The sequence below is a fragment of the Curtobacterium sp. APC 4022 genome, assembly GCF_030407555.1.
Taxonomy (GTDB): domain Bacteria; phylum Actinomycetota; class Actinomycetes; order Actinomycetales; family Microbacteriaceae; genus Curtobacterium.
The window spans coordinates 1-17,424 of the sequence record NZ_JASDDD010000066.1 but is presented as its reverse complement, the minus strand read 5'-3'; the positions used below and the strand labels follow the sequence as shown (position 1 = coordinate 17,424).

The following is a 17,424-nucleotide window of genomic DNA, read 5'->3' as shown; positions in this document are numbered from 1 at the left end:
CACCGCCCATGCCGCCGCCGGCCCCCGGCCAGCCGCCCATGTCGTCGTTCGCTTCGTCGATGGCTGCGGCGGCGTACTGCTCGGCCGCACGGGCTGCCTGCAGGGCTCGCTGCGGATCGGTCGTGGCGAGGTCGACGGCGTCGTCGAGAGCCCGTTCTGCCTCGGACAGGCGGGTCCGTGCGGTCGAACCGATGCCGCCGCGGTGCGCGGTGACGTACTGCCGTGCCTGCGTGATCCGACTGCGGGCGTCCCGCAGGGCGGCGTCGAGGGCCTGGGTCGCGCGGCGGTGCTGCTCCTCGGCGGTGCGGGCACTGGCGAGGGCGGCGTCGATGTCGGTGTTCGCCTTCGTCAGGGCGTCGACGGCCCCGACCGGGTCGCGCGGGTCGACGTCGGCGCGGAGGACCCGCTGTGCCCGGGCGACCGCGGCGGCGAGGTCGGGCCCGCCGGTGCGCAGCGTGCCCGCGGCGGCGAGGTCGCCCTCGATGTCGGCACGCATCGCCTCGGCGCGGGTGGCGGCGTCGGCGAAGGTGGTCTCGGCTGCCGTGACGGCGCCGGTGAGCTGCTGGACCTGGGCGAGTGCGTGTTGACCGTCCCGCACGGCGACGACCGCTTCGCCGCGGTCCCCGGCGGCGAGGGCCGTCCGGGCTGCGGCGGCGCGCTCGTCGGCGTACTGCAGGACCTCGGCCGCCTGGTCGACGTTGTCCGCCACGGTCGCCAGCGTCCGCCCGGTGTAGGCACTCCGGACACGCTCGAGGGCGGCGCGCGCGGCACCGACGGCGGCCGGGGCCGTGGCGAGCGATGTCGTCAGGTCGGCGGAGGCGGTGTCCACCGTGTCCTCGAGGGCGCGGAGCTGGTCGAACGCCTCGGTCTGCGCCTCGAGCGCCGCGTGGGCCTGCTCGCACGTCGTGATGATCTGGTTCGACCAGTCGATGCGCTGCTGCGGGGTGTCCGGGACCTCGTCGTCGAGCTGTTGCTGCAGCGCGAAGGCCTTCCGGACCTCCCGCTTGGCGATCGCCACGGTGTCGGCGAACGGCTTCGCGGCGTCCTCGCCGAACTGCGCCGAGGCGAACCCGACCTCCTGCTCGGCGGTACGGATCTCGTCGTCGATCGTGACGAGGGCGCCGCCGGCTCGACGTCCGAGTTCGGCGAGGGTCTGTTCCTGCTGCGCGCGCGTCGCAGCGGCCCGACGCTTGTTGCGGCTGCGGATCACCAGGACCGCGATGACGGCGGCCAGCACGGCGAGGCCGAGCAGGATCCACAGCCAGGTCAGGTCGGCGGGCTGCTGGCTCTGCTGCAGGCCGCTCGCGAACCCCGTCGCTGCCCCGGCCCAGTCACCCTGCTTGAGACGGGGGAGCAGGGCGTTGTCCACGGCGTTCTCGACGTCGCTGGAGCTGATCGCGGTCTCGTTCGTCTGCTGGACGTCGTAGTTCCGCTCGTCCACCGCGACGGAGAGCAGGATGCCGTCCGTCTCGATCTGGTTGCGCTGCATCGTCGCTGCACCCCAGGCCGTGTGGTCGCTCGGGTCCGTGAACGAGGGGACGAACACCACGTAGAGCTGGGTCCTGGTGTCCGTGTACAGCTGCTGGACGGCCCGTTCGACCTCGGCCTGCTGGGCTCCGGTGAGAGCACCGGCGTCGTCGACGACGTAGGCGCTGCCGATGTCGACCGGGGCGGTGGCCTGCGCTCCGGCTGCGGGGAGCACGACGAGCGCCACTGCCACCACTGCCGCGACGATCCCCGACACCAGGCGTGCCAGCCTCGTCGTCCCGGGGTCAGTCCTGCCGTCGACCGCGCGCATCCGTCCTCTTTCCGTGGTCCTGTCGACCGGGTCCGTGGCCGTCGCCCGGAGTCTATCCAGGGGTCCGCTGGGTGGACCGGGGCTGTGGACGACCCGATCTGCTGTGGACGACATGTACCCCGTCCGGCTGCGGTCGACCCACGCAGGAAGCGGACAAGCCGAGAGGGGTGTCCCCCGAAGCGGGGTATGGTGAGTCCACGTCAACGAGGAAGGGGTCCAGCAATGGAGCGAGCGACCACTGCAGAAGTCGTCCCACTGGAGGACGGGTACCACCGCGTGTCGACACCGCTGAGCGGTGTGATCGGGTTCGTCCGCGAAAGTGACGGCCGGTACGAGGTCCTCCGTGGCCGCGTCCGTCAGGCCACCCGGTCCGAGGGCAAGTACGCGACCATGAACGTCGCGCTCATCGCCCTGACGCACGCCTGAACGCCACCGTGTCGGACGGCGTCGTCGTCCGCGTCCTGTCCGGACGCGGGTCACGCGCCGCCGACCGGGAGGCACTGGTCGCCGTCGTCGCGGACGTCACCGACACCGCCCCCGCGCTGGTGCGCGTCGTCCGTCTCTGCCCGCACTGCGGGGCGGCCGACCACGGCCGACCGGCAGCCGTCGCGGACGGTCACGACCTCGGCGTGAGCCTGTCGCGGACGACGGACGTCCTGGCACTCGCCGTCGGCCCTGGCCCGGACATGATCGGCGTCGACGTCGAACGTCCCTCCCGCGTCGCAGCCGCCGAGCTCGGCGCGTTCACCCCGGGGGAGCGTGAGCGTGCCGCACGCTCCGGGTCCGCAGACGTCCACCGCACGGCGTGCTGGGCGGTGAAGGAAGCCGTCCTGAAACGCGACGGTCGGGGCCTCCGCGTCGACCCGACCGCAGTTGACGCCGTGCTCGACCACGGGATGCTCGACCGCACGTTGCTCGACCACCTGGACCTCCACCACGGCGCGTCCGAACCTGCCCGGCACACCGCGCGCCTCGACGGGCTCGTGCACCCGGTGACGGTCCTCCGGCTCGACGACGACCTCGTGCTCGCCGTCGCGGCCGGCGGCGTCCCGGTCACCGTGCAGGACCGACGCGACCGGACCGACGGAACCCGACGGACAGGCTCTACGGCAGCGCCGGCACCCCGGGCTCGTCGATCCACGGTCCGGTGACGAGCAGCACGTCGCCCGGGGTGCTCCCCGCGGCGGCGGCGAACGCGGCGACGACGTCGGGCGTCGTGACCGTGCCGTGCCGGTGCCGCTCGGTGACGGTCCGGAGCCCGGCGGTGAAGGCGTCGTCGCCGATCGTGCGACGGAGGGCGTGCAGGGCGAGGGCTCCGCGCTTGTAGACGCGGTCGTCGAACATGTCCCGGGCGCCGGGGTCGGCGACGACCAGGTCCTGCGGCTGGTCGAGCAGCCCGGCGCGGTACTGCGCGGCCAGGTCGTCCGCCGAGTCGCCGCCGCGGTGCTCGGACCACAGCCACTCGGCGTAGCAGGCGAACCCCTCGTGCAGCCAGATGTCGCGCCACTGCCCGAGGGTCACCGAGTTGCCGAACCACTGGTGGGCGAGTTCGTGGGCGATGAGCCGGTCGGTGCCGTGTTCGCCGTCGACGTGGTTCCGGCCGAAGACCGCCAGGCCGTGCGCCTCGAGCGGGATCTCCAGCTCGTCGTCGGTGACCACGACGCCGTACTCGGCGAAGGGGTACGGGCCGAAGCGGTCGGTGAACAGGTCGATCATCTCCGGCACGCGTCCGAAGTCGGTCTTCGCCGCCGCGGTCAGGTCGGCCGGGTGGTGCAGGGTGACCGGGACGGCCCCGCCGCGGATCGTCGTGGTGCGGTAGCGGCCGATCTGCACGGTCGCCAGGTAGGTCGCCATCGGTTCGGTGACGGCGTAGGTCCACCGGGTGCCGCGGGCGGTGCGGTCGCGGCCGAGCAGTTCCCCGTTCGCGACGACGTCGTAGCCGGCCTCGCAGGTGAGCTCGATGCGGTAGGTGGCCTTGTCGTCGGGGCGGTCGTTGCAGGGGAACCAGGACGGGGCGCCGATCGGCTGGCTGGCGACGATGACGCCGTCGGTGAGTTCCTCCCACCCGAGCGTGCCCCACGGGCTCCGGAGCGGCCGGGGTGCGCCGCGGTAGCGGACGTGCACGGCGAACTCGGCGCCGGCGGCGATCGGGGTCGCGGGCGTGACGGTGGTCTTGTGCGTGCCGACCGCGACCTTCTTCGCGCGCACGCCGTCGACGTCGACCCGGTCGACCGACAGCCCGTGCAGGTCGAGGACGACCTTGTCGAGCGGTTCGTTCGCCACCGCGGTGAGGGTGGCGGTCGCGTCGAGACGGTTCGTGGCGACCCGGTAGTCCAGGTGCAGGTCGTGGTGGCGGCTCGACCAGCGCCGGTCGCCGCTGTGCGGGGTGTACGGGTCGGTGGCGGGGTCGGTCTGCTTCACGGTGCCGGTCAGTCTGTCACGGCCCCGACGGGGGCCTGGGCGTCGGCGCGCTTCCCGTCCACGGTCCCGGTGGTGCCGTCCGGCCGGGAGGCGCCACCCGGCTCCGACACGTCACCCGCCTCCGCCTCGACCACCTCCCGCCACGGCGGGTGCTCCCACGGCGAGATCGGGTTGCCGGCCCAGAGCGTGCCCGCGGGGACCTGCTCGCCGCGCATCACGAGGGAGGCCGGCCCGACGGTCGCACCGGGGCCGATGCCGGCGGCGGGCAGGACGACGCCGTGCGGACCGAGCGTCGCCCCCGCGTCGAGGGTGACGGTGTCGAGCTGCATGACGCGGTCGTGGAACAGGTGCGTCTGGACGACGGTGCCACGGGCGATCGTCGCACCGTCGCCGATCGTGACCAGGTCCGCCTCGGGCAGCCAGTACGTCTCGCACCAGACGCCGTGGCCGATCGTCGCGCCGAGGCTCCGCAGCCACGCGGCCAGGGCGGGCGTGCCGATGGCCTGCTCGGCGAACCAGGGGCGGGCGACGGTCTCGACGAAGGTGTCCTGCACCTCGTTGCGCCACACGAACGAGGACCACAGCGGATGCTCGGTCGCGGTGATCCGGCCCACGAAGGCCCACTTCGCCAGGGTCGACACCGCGGCGGCGACCGCACCGGCGACGATGAGCACCGGGCCGGCGAGCAGCACGGTCCAGCCGATGCCGACGGTGTCCCACAGTGCCAGGAGGGTCAGTGCGACACCGAGGCCGATGCCGGCGGAGACCATCGGGGCGACCAGGCGCAGCAGCTCCCACGCGCCACGGGCGACCTTGAGCCGGGTCGGTGGCCGGAAGGTGCGTTCCTCGTCGAACTGCGCGGCGGCGCGGCGCAGGCGGACCGGCGGGCTGCCGAGCCAGGACGAGCCGCGCTTGGCCTTCTTCGGCACGGCGGACAGCACGGCGACGAGTGCCTCGCGGGGGACCGAGCGACCGGCGCCGGTCATGCCGGAGTTGCCGAGGAACGCCCGACGCCCGACCTTCGAGCGACCGATCTTCACGCGGCCGCCGCCGAGCTCGTACGTGGCGACCATCGTGTCGTCGGCCAGGAACGCCCCTGAGGCGATCTGCGTCAGCGCCGGGATGAGCAGCACGGTCGAGATCTCGGTGTCCCGGCCGACCTTCGCACCGAGCAGCCGGAGCCACAGCGGGGTCACCAGGCTGGCGTACAGCGGGAACAGCAGCGTCCGCGCGGCGTCGAGGATCCGCTCCGTGCTCCACACCTGCCACCCGGTCCGGGAACGCACCGGGTGCCGGCCCTCGACCAGGCCGAGCCCGAGCAGCCGGACCGCGGCGACGACGAGCCCCGCGTACACGACCCCGGCGACGACGGTGGCGAGCGGCACGGCGAGCAGGGCCGGTCCCACCGCGGCACCGAGGGACCCCGGGCGTCCGACCACCGCGGCGGCGACGGCGAGCCCGGCCGCGACCCCGACGACGGGGAGCCCGGCGACGGCGACCGAGCCGACCCCGTACGCGAGCAGCCAGCGCTTCGGGGAGGCGGGGCGAGCCTCCCGGCCGTGGCGTGCCGAACCGACGCGTTCGGCGGGCGACCCGGCCCACCGCTGCCCGTCGGGGACGCGTCCCGCGACGGCGGACCCGGCTTCGACCTCGGCGCCGTCCCCGACGTGCGCGCCGGGCATCAGTGTCGAGCGGCTGTGCACGACCGCGTCCGCACCGACGTGCACCGGACCGAGCCGGAAGACGTCGCCGTCCACCCAGTGCCCGGCCAGGTCGACCTCGGGCTCGATCGAGGCGCGCTTGCCGATCGTCAGCATCCCGGTGACGGGCGGCAGGGTGTGCAGGTCGACGTCACGACCGATCGTCGCTCCGAGTGCCCGCGCGTAGTAGCTGATCCACGGCGCCCCCGCGGTGGAGGGGCCGTCCACGGCCTCGGCGATGCGCTCGGCCAGCCAGACCCGCACGTGCACCGACCCGCCACGGGGATGGTCCCCGGCACGCACGCCGGCCAGCAGCAGCCGGGCGGCGACGACCGTGATCGTCATCTTCCCCGCGGGGGTGACGAACAGCAGCAGGCCGACGACGAGCGCCGGCCAGGGCAACACTGGCAGGAACGGCATCGTCGTGGTGTGCAGGACCTGCGCGACCAACGCCGTCCAGCTGAGCAGCCGGAGCCCGCGGATCACCTGGAGCGGCAGCCCGAGGAGCGTCAGCAGCGCCCCGGTCGCCGGTGGCACGGGCACCACGTGCCGGGAGGCCGCAGCCACCGGACCGGACTCGTCCAACGCGTCGGCGAGGGCGCCGATGCGCGGGTGGTCGTACACGTCGGCCACCGTCGTCGTCGGGTACCGCTCGCGGATCGCCGAGACCAGCTGCGCGGCGGTCAACGAACCACCGCCGTGCGCGAAGAAGTCGTCGTCGACGTCCGCCACCGGCACCCCGAGGATCGCCGACCACCGCTCCGCGATCCACGCGACCGTCGGCGGCAGGTCCGTGCCCGTCGTTCCGGCGAGCGGCCAGGGGAGCGCCGCACGGTCGACCTTGCCGGACGTGCGGGTCGGCAACACGTCGACGACGGCGAGGAGCGGCACCAGGGCGGCGGGCAGCTCCTGCCGGAGACGCTCGTTCGCGGCCGACGTGTCGATGGTCGCACCCGCCACCGGGGCCACGTAGCCGACGAGGACCTGGTTGCCGGCCGGAGTCCGCTTCACGACGGCGGCACCACCCGCGACGCCGTCCAGCGCCTGCAGCGCAGCGTCGATCTCACCCAGCTCGATACGGCGCCCGCCGAGCTTCACCTGGTCGTCCGCACGCCCCTGGAAGACGAGGCCCTCCGGGTCGTACCGCACCAGGTCACCGCTCCGGTACGCCCGCTCCCACCCGAGGGCCGGGAACGGCGCGTACTTCTCGGCGTCCTTCGCCGGGTCCAGGTAGCGGCCCAGCCCGACACCACCGATCACCAGCTCACCGACCTGGCCCGGGGCGACCCGCTGCCCCTCGGCGTCGACGACGGCCAGGTCCCACCCGTCGAGCGGCAGCCCGATCCGGATCGGCGTGCTGCCGTCGAGCAGCGCTCCGCACGCCACGACCGTGGCCTCGGTCGGCCCGTAGGTGTTCCAGACCTCCCGGTCGCGCGACGCGATGCGGGCGGCGAGCTCGGGCGGGCAGGCCTCACCGCCGAAGATCACCAGACGCACCGACTCCAGCGCGTCGTCCGGCCACAGCGCCGCGAGCGTCGGCACCGTCGACACGACGGTGATCCCGTGCGCGATGAGCCACGGCCCGAGGTCGACACCGCTCTTCACCAACGACCGGGGTGCGGGGACCAGGCAGGCACCGTGCCCCCAGGCGAGCCACATCTCCTCGCACGAGGCGTCGAACGCGACACTGAGGCCGGCGAGCACCCGGTCCGTCGGCCCGAGCGGTGCCGACTGCAGGAACATCCGCGCCTCGGCGTCGACGAACGCGGCCGCGGAGCGGTGGGTGACGGCGACGCCCTTCGGCACGCCGGTGGACCCGGACGTGAAGATGATCCAGGCGTCGTCGTCGATCGTCGGGGGCTCGGCGCTCGCCGCGGGGTCGGTGACCGGCAGGGCGGCGCCGTCGCGGCTCCGGAGGACCCCGCCGGCGCCGATGACGCCGACGACGTCCGCTTCGCCGAAGACGAGGGTGGCGCGTTCCTCGGGGTCGTCGGCGTCGACGGGGACGTAGGCGGCGCCGGCGGCGAGGACGGCGAGGATCGAGACGGACAGGTCGCGGCCGCCGGAGGGGATGCGGATCCCGACCCGGTCGCCGCGGCGCACGCCGTGCCGGGCGAGGTCGTCGGCGCGCTCGTGCACGAGGGCGAGGAGGGCCCGGTAGTCGAGCGGCCCGTCGGGGGTCTCGAGGGCGAGGGCGTCGGGGTGCGTCTCGGCGGTGGCGGCGAGGACGTCGAGCAGGGTCCTGGCGGGCGTCGCGTGGCTGCCCCGGTCGAGTTCCTGCTGCGTGGAGTGCGTCACGCCGCGTGATCCTAGAGCCCCCAGGTGTCCACCCCGGAAACCCGCCCCGCGCGCACACGTCGCAGCCTCACGACGAGTCGCCCCGACCTGCCGGAGTCTCACGGCTTCAGTCGCCGACGTACCGGAGTCGCACGACGAGTCGCCCCGACCTGCCGGAGTCTCACGGTTCAGTCGCCGACGTACCGGAGTCTCACGACGAGGTGCGCCGACCTGCCGGAGTCTCACGGTTCAGTCGCCGACGTACCGGAGTCTCACGACGAGCCGAGCGGACCACCGGAGTCCCCACGGGGGATCAGTCGGCGAAGCCGACATCGCGCGCTGCCGACCGAGCGCAGCGAGGACGACAGCTTGCGCGGGAGTTTGACTGTGCCCCCAGGAGGATTCGAACCTCCGCCCCTGCCTCCGGAGGGCAGTGCTCTATCCCCTGAGCTATGGGGGCCCGGGGTGTCACCAACCGTAGCAGGTCCGGACCGGCCTCCTGTACGCGTGTCGGGCCTCCCGGGCGTGCCGTCGCCGGACGGGAGGCGCGTGCCGGCCCCGCCCCGCGCCTCCCGTCCGCTGACGGTCCGCTCACGGTCCGCTGATGGTCCGTCGACGGTCCGCCGACGGCCCAGCGACGCTCCCGGCGACGGTCCGGCCGCCACGCCGGCGACCGGTCCCCGGCAACGTCCTCAGGGTGTCGGTGCGCTGCTCTCGGGGGCGCGGGCGTCGGGCGCGACCGCGGCGCGGACCGCGTCGACGACGGGCTGCGCGGCTCCGGGTTCGGTGAAGAGGGTGGACGAGGTGTGGATCCAGTAGGGGTCGGCGAACGCGTCGGCGCGGCCGGTCTTCCCGCTCAGGGTGAAGTAGCCCTCGACCGTGTAGGTGGGGACGGAGCCGCCCTGTTCGAAGAGGGCGTCCTTGAGCTGGGTGAGTTGCTTCCCCGGCAGGTGTGCGACGGCGACGGTCACGGTGACGTCGTCGTCGGCGGTGGAGCGCCAGGTGCACACGCGGCCGTCCTGGGCGGCGATCTGGGCGACGGGGGAGCCCTTGGTCGGCTTCGGGGAGCGGACCCGATCGAACTGCTGCCCGTAGACGCTGAACGTGTCGGTGGGGACGAGTTCGGCGCAGGTCTGGCTGACCGGCCGTCCGACGACGCCGGCGGTGGCCGTGGCGGACGCGGTCGCGCGGTCGCTGCCGCCGCCGGAGCAGCCGGCGAGGACGAGGGCGGCGGGGACGACGAGGGCGGCGATGCTGATCGCCCGGAGGCTGCGGGAGGTCATGACCGACCATCCTGGTGCATCGGCCCCGGCGTGGTCCGGGCGCTTGCTGGGTGTCCCGGTAGACTCGTGCGCCGTGACTCCTGCCGAACTCTCCGAAGCGTACCTGTCGATCCTCACGGGCATCGTCGAGCGACGCGGTGCTGCCGACACGGTGACGATCGAGCAGTCGCACGTGGCGTTGGAGCGGCCGAAGAACCGCGCACACGGCGACTGGGCGTCGAACGCGGCGATGCAGCTCGCGAAGCGCCTGGGCACGAACCCGCGCGAGCTGGCGACGGAGATCGCCGGCGAGCTGACCGAGCTCGACGGTGTGGCGTCGGTGGACGTCGCGGGTCCGGGCTTCATCAACATCACGCTCGAGGCCGCTGCGGCCGGCGAGGTCGCGCGCACCATCGTCGACCAGGGCGAGTCGTTCGGCCACGGGGACCTGTACGACGGCGTCCGCATCGACCTGGAGTTCGTCTCGGCGAACCCGACCGGTCCGATCCACATGGGCGGTGTCCGCTGGGCCGCGGTCGGCGACAGCCTGGCCCGTGTGTTCCAGGCGCAGGGCGGCCTGGTCACCCGCGAGTACTACTTCAACGACCACGGCAACCAGATCGACCGGTTCGCCCGGTCCCTGCTGGCGTCCGCGCTGGGCGAGCCGACGCCGGAGGACGGCTACGGCGGTGCCTACATCGGCGAGATCGCGGCCCGGGTGCTCGCGACGCTCGAGCCGGGTCTCGACGTGACGGACATGCCGCGCGACGAGGCGCAGGAGCTGTTCCGCCGCGAGGGCGTCGAGTTCATGTTCACGGACATCAAGCGCTCGCTGCACGACTTCGGCGTGGACTTCGACGTCTTCTTCCACGAGAACTCGCTGCACGAGTCGAAGGCCGTCGACCGCGCCATCGCCCGGCTGCAGGAGCAGGGCCGGATGTACGAGGCGGACGGCGCACTGTGGCTCCGGACGACGGACTTCGGTGACGACCGTGACCGGGTGGTCATCAAGTCGGACGGCGAGCCCGCGTACATCGCCGGCGACCTGGCGTACTACCTCGACAAGCGCGAGCGCGGCTTCGAGCGGAACCTGATCATGCTCGGCGCGGACCACCACGGCTACGTCGGCCGGATGATGGCGATGTGTGCCGCGTTCGGTGACGAGCCGGGCAAGAACCTCGAGATCCTCATCGGGCAGCTGGTGAACCTGCTCAAGGACGGCCAGCCGCTCCGGATGTCGAAGCGCAACGGCACGGTCGTGACGATGGAGGACCTCGTCGACGCGGTCGGTGTCGACGCCGGTCGGTACGCCCTGGTCCGCTTCGCGAGCGACACTGCGATCGACATCGACCTCGACCTGCTCACCAAGCGGACGAACGACAACCCCGTCTTCTACGTGCAGTACGCCCACGCCCGCACGCAGTCCGTCGCGCGGAACGCCGCCGCGTCGGGTGTCGACCGTTCGGTGTTCGACGCGTCGCTGCTGACGCACGAGTCGGAGAGCTCGCTCCTCGGTGCCCTCGCCGAGTACCCGCGGGTGCTCCGTCAGGCCGCCGAGCTCCGTGAGCCGCACCGCATCGCGCGCTTCATCGAGCAGCTCGCCGGGCTGTACCACCGCTGGTACGACTCCTGCCGTGTCACCCCGCTCGGCGACGAGTCGGTGACCGACCTGCACCGCACCCGCCTGTGGCTGAACGACGCCACCGGCCAGGTCGTCCGCAACGGTCTCGGGCTGCTCGGCGTCAGCGCGCCCGAACGGATGTAGCGGTGTCGTCCGCAGCGGCTCCGGCAGCGGGTCGACGCCCGAAGCGCCGCGGCCGGACGGTCGCGATCGTCCTGGTGGTCGTCCTCGTGGTGTTGGCCGTGCTCGTCGTCGTGGCGGAGTTCGTGCTCCGCGGCGTGGTCGACCGGACGGTCGCGTCGCAGGTCGAGCAGTCGCTGCCGGACGGCTCGACGGGCACCGTCGACGCGCACGTGTCGGGGGTCGTCATCCCGCAGCTGCTCCGCGGGACCCTCGACGACGTCCGGATCACCTCCGACCGGCTGACGGTGGAGGGCATCCCGCTCGCCGCCGACGTCACGGCGCACGACCTGCCCGTGGACGGCAAGGGCGCGGTGCACGACGTCGACGGCACGGTCCGACTGGCCTCCGGTGCGGTCAAGGACCTGTCGAAGTACTCGCCGCTGTTCGAGCGTGTCCGGCTCATCGACGGCGGGGTCGAACTGCGCGGCAGCGCCACGGTGCTCGGCTTCCGCATCGGGTACGCGGCGGACGGTTCGGTGACCGCGCAGTCCGACGGGCGCGGGGTGACGATCACGCCGAAGACCGTGCGGATCACGAACTCCTCGCTCGGGTTGAAGGTCGATGACATCCCCGGCGTCTCGGACGTCCCGGTGCCGGTCTGCACGGCGCAGTTCCTGCCGGAACAGCTCCGTGTCCGGTCCCTCCGGGTGACCTCGGCGGCGGCGACGGTGCGGATCACGGCCGACGAACTGCCCCTCAACGAGGCGGGTCTGCGCACCACCGGTCGCTGCTGACCGGGCGCGTGGTGCCGTGTCCGACGGCCGTCCACAGGCCTGCGTCACATGGCCGGGAGGCCCGCTCGGGCCGGATAGGATCGGGTCCCGTGAGCGAGAACCCCCTTGCGCCGCCGCGACTGCGGTTCCCGGCGGACGCCTCCGAGCTGGTGAGCCGCATCTGGCCCGCGTCCGCGACGCGGACCGACGAGGGCATGCTCGCCGTCGGTGGGGTCGCTGCCGACGAACTCGTCGCCCGCTTCGGTTCCCCCCTCTACGTCGTCGACGAGCGTGACGTGCAGTCCCGTGCCGTCCGCGTGCGCGACGCCTTCACCGACGCGTTCACCCGGATCGGCACGCGGGCACACGTCTACTACGCGGCGAAGGCCTTCTGGACGACGCACGTCGCCCGGTGGATGGCCGACGCCGACCTCCGCCTCGACGTCTGCACGATGGGCGAACTCGCCGTCGGGCTGGCTGCCGGCGTCGACCCGGCACGGATGGGCTTCCACGGCAACGACAAGTCGGACGCCGAGATCGAGCGCGCCGTCGCGGTCGGGCTCGGCACGATCGTCCTCGACAGCCACGAGGAGATCGGCCGCGTCGCCCGGATCGCCGCCGACGCCGGGGTCACCCAGCGGGTCCGCATCCGGATCAACAGCGGGGTGCACGCCTCGACGCACGAGTTCCTGGCGACCGCGCGCGAGGACCAGAAGTTCGGCATCCCGCTGTCCGAGGCGGTGCACGCCGCGACCGCCGTCCGTGCCGAACCGTCGCTCGCCTTCGTCGGGCTGCACTCGCACATCGGCTCGCAGATCTTCGACGACAGCGGGTTCCGCGAGGCCGCCCGTCGACTCATGGACGTGCACGCCACGCTGGTGCAGTCCGGTCCGGTGCCGGAACTCAACCTCGGCGGCGGCTGGGGCATCGACTACACCGAGGCCGACTCCGCCCTCGAGCCGGAGGACGTCGCGGACGCCCTCGCCGCGATCATCGCCGACGAGTGCTCCGCGCGGGGCATCCCGGTGCCCGAGATCGCGGTGGAGCCCGGTCGGTACATCGTCGGCCCGCCCGGATTCACGCTGTACCGCGTCGGCACGATCAAGCCCGTCTCGGTGGACTCCGAGGACGGCACCGCGGCGACCCGCACCTACGTGTCGGTCGACGGCGGGATGAGCGACAACGTCCGGCCGGCGCTCTACGGTGCCGACTACACGGCACGGCTCGCCCGGACCTCGGACGCCGACCCGGTGCTGACCCGCGTGGTCGGCAAGCACTGCGAGAGCGGCGACGTGGTCGTCCACGACGAGTACCTGCCCGGCGACGTGCGCCGCGACGACCTGCTCGCCGTGGCCGCGACCGGTGCCTACTGCTGGAGCCTGGCGAGCAACTACAACCACGTCGGTCGTCCGCCGGTCGTCGCGGTCGCCGATGGGGCAGCCCGTATCCTCGTGCGGGGCGAGAGCGTCGACGACCTCCTCGCCCGAGACACGGGCGTCGTGCCGGTTCCCGAGACCGGTCCGGACGCCTGAGAACCCGACCCGGAGAGACCCCCACCAGATGATCGAATACCGCAACGTCCGCGTCGCACTGCTCGGAGCCGGCTCGGTCGGCTCCCAGGTCGCACGACTCCTGCTCGAGCACGGACCGGAGCTCGCCACGCGTGCCGGCGCCGGTCTCGAACTCGTCGGGATCGCCGTGCGCGACGTCGACGCCCAGCGGGACGTCGACCTGCCGCGCGAGTTGTTCACGACGGACGCCGGTTCGCTCATCCTCGGAGCCGACATCGTCGTCGAGCTCATCGGCGGCATCGAGCCCGCCCGCACCCTCGTGCTGCAGGCGCTGCAGTCCGGCGCCGACGTCGTCACCGGCAACAAGGCGCTGCTCGCCACGCACGGCCCGGAGCTCTTCGCCGCGGCCGAGCAGGTCGGCGCACAGCTCTACTACGAGGCGGCCGTCGCCGGGGCGATCCCGATCATCCGACCGCTGCACGACTCGCTGGCGGGTGACCGCATCGAGCGGATCATGGGCATCGTCAACGGCACGACGAACTTCATCCTCGACCTGATGGACCGAGAGGGCGCGACGTTCGCCGACGCCCTGGCCACCGCGACGGAGCTGGGGTACGCCGAGGCCGACCCGACCGCCGACATCGAGGGCTACGACGCCGCGCAGAAGGCCGCGATCCTGGCCTCGATCGCGTTCCACACCTCGGTCCCGCTCGCCGCCGTGCACCGCGAGGGCATCACCTCCGTGACGATCGAGCAGGTCCGTGCCGCGCGCAAGGCCGGCTACGTCGTGAAGATCCTCGCCACGTGCGAGCGGCTCACCGACGCGGACGGCCGCGAAGGCGTCAGCGCCCGGGTCTACCCCGCCCTGGTGCCGGAGTCGCACCCGCTCGCCAGCGTGCACGGCGCGAAGAACGCGGTGTTCGTCGAGGCCGAAGCCGCCGGCGACCTGATGTTCTACGGCGCCGGAGCCGGTGGGGTGGAGACGGCCTCCGCGGTCCTCGGCGACCTGGTGTCCGCCGCCCGACGGCACGTCATCGGGGGCCCGGGGGTCGCCGAGTCGACCCGGTCGGCGCTGCCGGTGTTCCCGATCGGGACCGTCCGCACCCGCTACCAGATCTCCCTGCACGTGTCGGACGCACCGGGTGTGCTCTCGGCCGTCGCCGGGGTGCTCGCGGCCCACGGCGTCAGCGTCGAGACCGTCGAGCAGACCACCACGGGTGCCACCGAGGGGACGGCGACGCTCGTCATCGGGACGCACCTGGCGCGGGAGGCCGACCTGGCCGACACGGTCGCCGCGCTCCGGGGTGAGGACGTGGTCCTGGACGTGACCAGCGTCCTGCGGTTCGTGGGGGCGTAGCGCGACCACGCGCCTCCCGGCACCGCACCGACCACCCGCACGACCGAACCGATCCACCCAGCCCGTTCCACACCGCCCGACCCGACCCAGACCGACCCACCGGACAGAGAGAGAAGCCTGATGGCCCACCAGTGGCAGGGAGTCCTGCGCGAGTACGCCGACCGACTCGACGTGACCGACGCGACCCCGATCGTGACGCTCGGTGAGGGCGGCACCCCGCTCATCCCGGCTCGTCGGCTCTCCGAGCGCACCGGCGCGACCGTGTACGTCAAGTACGAGGGCATGAACCCGACCGGTTCCTTCAAGGACCGCGGCATGACGATGGCGATCTCGAAGGCCGTCGAGCACGGCGCGAAGGCCGTCATCTGCGCCTCGACCGGCAACACCAGCGCCTCGGCCGCCGCGTACGCCACGCACGCCGGCATCACCGCCGCGGTGCTCGTGCCCGAGGGCAAGATCGCGATGGGCAAGCTCAGCCAGGCCGTCGCCCACGACGCCCAGCTGCTGCAGGTGCAGGGCAACTTCGACGACTGCCTGGACATCGCCCGCGACCTGTCCGCCAACTACCCGGTGCACCTGGTCAACTCGGTGAACAACGACCGCATCGAGGGGCAGAAGACCGCCGCGTTCGAGGTCGTCGACGTCCTCGGTGACGCACCGGACTTCCACTTCCTGCCGGTCGGCAACGCGGGCAACTACACCGCGTACTCCCGCGGCTACCGCGAGGACGTCGCCTCGGGCCGCTCCACCAAGATGCCGCGCATGTTCGGCTTCCAGGCCGCGGGCTCGGCCCCGATCGTGCACGGCGAGGTCGTCCGGCACCCGGAGACCATCGCCTCCGCCATCCGCATCGGCAACCCGGCGTCGTGGAAGTACGCGCTGGAGGCCCGTGACGAGACCGACGGCTACTTCGGTGCCATCTCGGACGAGGCGATCCTGGCGGCGCACCACCTGCTCTCGGCCGAGGTCGGCGTCTTCGTCGAGCCGGCATCGGCCATCGGTGTCGCCGGGCTGCTCGAGCGCTCCGACGCGGGCGTCATCCCGAAGGGCGCGACGGTCGTCATCACGGTGACCGGCCACGGCCTCAAGGACCCGCAGTGGGCGCTCCGCACCCAGGACGGTGGCGAGGTCACGCCGACGAGCGTCCCGGTCGACACCGCGGCGATCGCGGACGTGCTCGGACTGGTCAGCGCGCGGTGAGCGCCGACCGCTCGTCCGGACCGGGGGAGGGCATGACCGCCCACATCGCTGTACCGGCCGGACGGGCGGTGCGTGTGCGCGTCCCGGCGACGTCGGCGAACCTCGGGCCGGGGTTCGACTCCCTGGGACTCGCGCTCTCGCTCTACGACGAGGTCGTCGTGCGCGTCCGCCCGGAGCCCGGCGCGACGGTCACCATCGACGGCGTCGGTGCCGGCGAGGTCCCGACGGATGACACGAACCTGGTGGTCCGGGCCGTGCGCCGGGGCCTCGAGCACGCCGGGGTCCCGCAGCCGGGGCTCGAGTTGCACGCCACGAACGCCATCCCGCACGGTCGCGGCATGGGGTCCTCGGCGGCGGCCATCGTCGCCGGGCTGATGGCGGCACGGGGCCTGCTCGAGGGCGTGGTCGACCTCGACGCGGCGACCCTGCTCACCCTCGCCACCGAGATGGAGGGGCACCCGGACAACGTCGCCCCGGCCCTCTTCGGCGGGTTGACGATCGCGTGGATGACCCCGGACGGGCCGGCGCACAAGCGACTGCTCGTGCACCGCGGTGTCTCGCCGGTCGTGTTCGTGCCGACGTCGACACTGTCGACGAAGCTCGCCCGCTCGCTGCAGCCGATGACCGTGCCGCACGAGGACGCCGCGTTCAACGTGTCCCGCTCCGCACTGCTCGTCGCGGCGCTGATCCAGAGCCCGGAACTGCTGCTCGCCGCGACCGAGGACCGGCTCCACCAGGCGTACCGGGCGAGCGCCATGCCCGAGACCGACGCGCTGATCGGCCTGCTCCGTCAGCACGGCCTGGCCGCGGTCGTCTCCGGAGCCGGGCCGAGCCTCCTCGTCATGGGCAGCGACCCGGCACAGCGTCTCGACGCCGCCGGTCTGGTCGAGCGACACGCCGAATCCACCTGGCGTCCGCTCATGCTGGCCGTCGATCTGGGTGGTGCTACAGTGAAAGCGCTCCCGACGCTCGAAGCCGATCTCGCGCAGGCCTCGACCATCCACGGTCGACCGCCAGCTTGATCCGGTGCGTGGGGCACTTTCTCCAGATCACCGTTCTCGGGCCAGATCACCTGGCTTGGCCAGATCACCGCTCCAGGTCCGTCGTCTGAACGACGGCCGTTGCACGCTGCCACGAGATCGGTGGAAACTCTCCGCGTTCTGCGGTCGGAAGGAACAACAGCATCGTGACCGACGTCACCACCTCCACCTCGGTGGAGATCCCCACTGACCTGCGCGCACTCCGTCTCCCGGAGCTCCAGCGCATCGCCTCGTCCCTCGGCATCACGGGGCTCTCGAAGCTCCGCAAGGGCGACCTGATCGCGTCGATCGAGGACAAGCGTCCGGCCGAGGCACCCGCCTCCGCCACGCCGACCCTCGAC

General features: G+C 72.9%; 13 protein-coding genes and 1 tRNA gene. 9 read left to right on the top strand and 5 right to left on the bottom strand.

Annotated features, from left to right (window positions below; translation table 11 throughout):
• The coding region (locus QL987_RS15335; protein ID WP_290158472.1) for a TPM domain-containing protein at positions 1 to 1,798 on the bottom strand (1,798 nt) is incomplete at its 3' end.
• 222 nt (positions 1,799 to 2,020) lie between these two features.
• Between QL987_RS15335 and QL987_RS15330 the strand changes: the two genes are divergently transcribed.
• Both QL987_RS15330 and QL987_RS15325 read left to right on the top strand, forming a co-directional pair.
• Positions 2,021 to 2,224 (top strand): hypothetical protein, encoded by a 204-nt coding sequence (locus QL987_RS15330; protein WP_111043803.1) that lies wholly within the window; start codon positions 2,021 to 2,023, stop codon positions 2,222 to 2,224.
• An 8-nt stretch (positions 2,225 to 2,232) separates the two neighbouring features.
• A complete protein-coding gene (locus QL987_RS15325; RefSeq protein WP_290158471.1) occupies positions 2,233 to 2,949 on the top strand; it encodes a 4'-phosphopantetheinyl transferase superfamily protein in 717 nt (238 codons plus the stop codon).
• Here the strand turns inward: QL987_RS15325 and QL987_RS15320 are convergent.
• The 4 genes from QL987_RS15320 to QL987_RS15305 form a co-directional block, all read right to left on the bottom strand.
• The gene (locus QL987_RS15320) at positions 2,903 to 4,219 is read right to left on the bottom strand and encodes a M1 family metallopeptidase (protein ID WP_290158469.1); all 1,317 of its coding nucleotides are present in this window, start codon (positions 4,217 to 4,219) and stop codon (positions 2,903 to 2,905) included. The two genes, QL987_RS15325 and QL987_RS15320, sit on opposite strands and share 47 nt — an antisense overlap.
• A gap of 8 nt (positions 4,220 to 4,227) precedes the next feature.
• Complete coding sequence (locus QL987_RS15315; protein ID WP_290158468.1) at positions 4,228 to 8,217, bottom strand: Pls/PosA family non-ribosomal peptide synthetase; 3,990 nt, start codon at positions 8,215 to 8,217, stop codon at positions 4,228 to 4,230.
• A gap of 367 nt (positions 8,218 to 8,584) precedes the next feature.
• A tRNA-Arg gene (locus QL987_RS15310) sits at positions 8,585 to 8,656 on the bottom strand.
• Between the two features lie 232 nt (positions 8,657 to 8,888).
• A complete protein-coding gene (locus tag QL987_RS15305; RefSeq protein ID WP_290158467.1) occupies positions 8,889 to 9,479 on the bottom strand; it encodes a hypothetical protein in 591 nt (196 codons plus the stop codon).
• A 73-nt stretch (positions 9,480 to 9,552) separates the two neighbouring features.
• On the opposite strand from QL987_RS15305, the gene argS reads away from it, so the two are divergent.
• The 7 genes from argS to QL987_RS15270 form a co-directional block, all read left to right on the top strand.
• A complete protein-coding gene (gene argS, locus QL987_RS15300; RefSeq protein WP_221850338.1) occupies positions 9,553 to 11,223 on the top strand; it encodes an arginine--tRNA ligase in 1,671 nt (556 codons plus the stop codon).
• Positions 11,224 to 11,225: 2 nt separating this feature from the next.
• Positions 11,226 to 11,996, top strand: coding sequence for an LmeA family phospholipid-binding protein (locus QL987_RS15295; protein ID WP_221850337.1), 771 nt, complete (start codon positions 11,226 to 11,228; stop codon positions 11,994 to 11,996).
• Positions 11,997 to 12,085: 89 nt separating this feature from the next.
• A complete protein-coding gene (lysA, locus tag QL987_RS15290) occupies positions 12,086 to 13,507 on the top strand; it encodes a diaminopimelate decarboxylase (RefSeq protein WP_290158462.1) in 1,422 nt (473 codons plus the stop codon).
• 28 nt (positions 13,508 to 13,535) lie between these two features.
• Positions 13,536 to 14,843: a homoserine dehydrogenase gene (locus QL987_RS15285; protein ID WP_221850335.1), complete on the top strand. Its 1,308-nt coding sequence runs from the start codon at positions 13,536 to 13,538 to the stop codon at positions 14,841 to 14,843.
• 120 nt (positions 14,844 to 14,963) lie between these two features.
• Positions 14,964 to 16,043, top strand: coding sequence for a threonine synthase (thrC, locus tag QL987_RS15280; RefSeq protein ID WP_221850334.1), 1,080 nt, complete (start codon positions 14,964 to 14,966; stop codon positions 16,041 to 16,043).
• Positions 16,044 to 16,075: 32 nt separating this feature from the next.
• Entirely contained in the window at positions 16,076 to 17,065 is a 990-nt protein-coding gene (gene thrB / locus QL987_RS15275; protein WP_253463292.1) for a homoserine kinase, read from the top strand.
• Positions 17,066 to 17,229: 164 nt separating this feature from the next.
• On the top strand, positions 17,230 to 17,424 hold a 195-nt coding region (locus QL987_RS15270), incomplete at its 3' end, for a Rho termination factor N-terminal domain-containing protein (RefSeq protein ID WP_290158459.1).